The organism is Streptomyces sp. NPDC048473, from assembly GCF_043200155.1.
GTDB lineage: Bacteria > Actinomycetota > Actinomycetes > Streptomycetales > Streptomycetaceae > Streptomyces.
Genome location: NZ_JBICXE010000150.1, coordinates 1 through 2,715 on the forward strand (window position 1 = coordinate 1; position 2,715 = coordinate 2,715).

1 protein-coding gene and 2 pseudogenes are annotated in these 2,715 nt (G+C 66.5%); 1 reads left to right on the forward strand and 2 read right to left on the reverse strand.

Annotated features, from left to right (window positions below; genetic code table 11):
• Positions 1-265: 265 nt before the first annotated feature.
• Positions 266-1,226, forward strand: a pseudogene (locus ACGFU7_RS47785) (ISAzo13 family transposase); the annotation flags it as partial.
• A gap of 86 nt (positions 1,227-1,312) precedes the next feature.
• Here the strand turns inward: ACGFU7_RS47785 and ACGFU7_RS47790 are convergent.
• Both ACGFU7_RS47790 and ACGFU7_RS47795 read right to left on the reverse strand, forming a co-directional pair.
• Complete coding sequence (locus tag ACGFU7_RS47790; protein ID WP_393705071.1) at positions 1,313-1,684, reverse strand: group II intron maturase-specific domain-containing protein; 372 nt, start codon at positions 1,682-1,684, stop codon at positions 1,313-1,315.
• Positions 1,685-1,730: 46 nt separating this feature from the next.
• Positions 1,731-2,661, reverse strand: a pseudogene (locus ACGFU7_RS47795) (NAD(P)/FAD-dependent oxidoreductase).
• Positions 2,662-2,715 lie beyond the last annotated feature (54 nt).

The following is a 2,715-nucleotide window of genomic DNA, read 5'->3' on the forward strand; positions in this document are numbered from 1 at the left end:
CACACCCGCGCGTGTCCGTCGAGGATTTCGCCGCCTCCACGGGAAAACACCTCAGCCGACCAGCGCACCGAAATCCAGCACCGCGGGCCCCGGCCCGCCGATCGGGATGAAGAACAAGCACCGCGCACGCGAGCACCCCGTCGGGAAACAGGACAAACCAAACCTCGCGGAAGCCATCGCAAGCAGCAGAGCTGCATAAACGCCAAGTTAAGGGCTCGCAGAGAATCAAGGTGTTGCTTCCCGTGGTTCAGCTCGTTGGTGTGGTATGCGCATATCTGGCGAGGTCCGTGGTCAACTCGGCCTGAAGTTCGTGGTGTTGTTCCCGCATCTAGATGAGCGGCAGCGCCGTCTGCTGATGGGGGCCGAGGCCAGGGTCCTGGGCCACGGCGGAATCCGGGCGGTTGCCCAGGCGGCCGAGGTCAGCGAGACCACCGTGCGCAAAGGCGTGGACGAGTTGGAGGCGGGGGCGGAACCGCTGGGCCGGGTCCGCCGTCCCGGTGGCGGGCGCAAGCTGGCGACCGAGGTGGATCCAGGACTGCGGCCCGCGCTGTTGACGCTGGTCGAGCCGGATATGCGAGGGGATCCGATGTCGCCGCTGCGATGGACGACGAAGTCCACCCGCAGACTCGCCGACGAGCTCACCAGGCAGGGCCACCGTGTCTCGGCGGATACCGTCGCCGACCTGCTGCGGGAGGAGGGGTTCAGTCTCCAGGCCAACGCCAAGACCCTCGAAGGCAGGCAGCATCCCGACCGGGATGCCCAGTTCCGCTACTTCAACGACCGGGCCAAGGAGCATATGGGTGCCGGCGATCCGGTGATCAGCGTGGACAACCAAGAAGAAGGAGCTGGTCGGCCAGTACAAGAACGGAGGCCGCGAGTGGCATCCGAAAGGACTGCCGGCCCAGGTCAGGACCCATGACTTCCTTGACCGGCAGGGACCGGGCAAGGCTATCCCGTACGGGATCTACGACGTCGCCGCGAACACCGGCTGGGTCAGTGTCGGCACCGATCACGACACGGCCGCGTTCGCCGTTGCCTCGATCCGTCGCTGGTGGCAGGCCCGTGGCAATCACGACTACCCTCAGGCCGCCTGGCTGCTAATCACCGCAGACGCGGGCGGCTCCAATGGATACCGCATCCGCGCCTGGAAAACCGAACTTGCCGCCCTGGCCGCCGAGACGGGCTTGGAGATCACGGTCTGCCACATGCCGCCGGGCACCTCGAAGGTCGGGTAGCCGGAGGGATTCACACCCTCCGGCTCCCACAGATCCGTACGTGACGATCTCTCGTCATACGGCTCTTGTCATCCTGATCACCAGGCGAAGGAGGGGGAACTGACCCATCTCCACTGCGCGAACATCCCCGGGCGGCGCTTGGCTGCCCTCTGGAAGGCCGCGATGGCCTTCCTCATCGCGCGAAACCGTCTGTACTTGTTGCGGAGCCAGCGCACCAGGTAGGCGTTGATGCGCATCAGAAGTGGATACAAGGCCGATCGGTAGAACCGGCCGTAGTACTGCATCCAGCCCGCGACGATCGGATTGATCCGCTGCGCGAGTTCTTCCACGGTGAGGTTGACCCGCCGGTGGAGCCGCCAGGAGCGGACCTCGTCGCCGAGTCGTTTGAGGGCGTCCCTGCTGACCGCGGGACGGAACGACCATCTGATGCGGCCGTTCTTGTCCCGCATCTGACGCTGTTGGAACGTGAACCCCAGGAACGTGAAAGACGTGTGCTCATACGAGCCGCGCCGCAATCCGTCCTGGCAGTACACGATCCGGGTCTTGGCCGGGTGCAGACGCAGCAGCGGTGATCACGAGCGCCTTCGCATCGGACGCATTGACGACCGCCCACACCCCGAACACACTGGTCCGGCCCGCATCGTCGGTGGTCACCCAGCCGCTGTCGTCCCGCTCGCACCCCAGACCGGCAAGCAGGGCGTCATGAGGCACCATCCGGGGAAAGACGAACACCGCGGAACGCGGAACGACATGCCCCTCGGCCAGCTCGACACCACGCAACCGGTCACCCTCGCTCACCAGACGCTTGACCGTCCCCTCCGCGACGACGACCCCGCGCGCGGCCAACCGCTCCCGCTCCTCCGCACCCAGGTCCAGAGTGTGCGAGAAAAAGACGACATCCCGCGACCACTGCCGCAACAGCAACGCATGCCGCACCGCACCGGGGTGAGTACCCAGCACCCCGATGGGCTGATCACGTACCTCGTACGCGTGACAGTACGGGCAGAACAGCAGATCCCTGCCCCACCGTTCCCGAACGCCCGGAATCGCGGGAAGCTCGTCCCGCAGCCCGGTGACCACCACGACCCAGCGGGCACCGAGCACCGCACCACCGTCCAGACGGACGAGGAAGCCGGGATCGATCTGATCCACCCGGCCCTCGAAACAGATCCACCCCGTAACCAGCGACCTCCGCCCGGCCCACCGCCAGCAGCTCGGCCCCGGACATCCCGTCCCGGGACAGGAAACCATGCATATGCGCGGCCGGAGCGTTGCGCGGCTCACCCGCATCCACCACGGCGACCCGACGACGCGCCCTGGCCAGGACCAGAGCCGCACTCAGCCCCGCCGCATGCCCACCCACCACCACCACGTCATACACGCCATCAGGGTCATTGCATGATCGAGATCTGTCTGGGTTCGTCACGTGAGACCGAGGGCTCGTAGGGGCCGGTGGTAGTCGCGGCCGGTGTGGCGGAGG

Excerpts from the sequence above, each read along its gene's own strand:
- ACGFU7_RS47790 (WP_393705071.1), bottom strand. The coding sequence starts at position 1,684 with ATGCGGGACAAGAACGGCCGCATCAGATGGTCGTTCCGTCCCGCGGTC.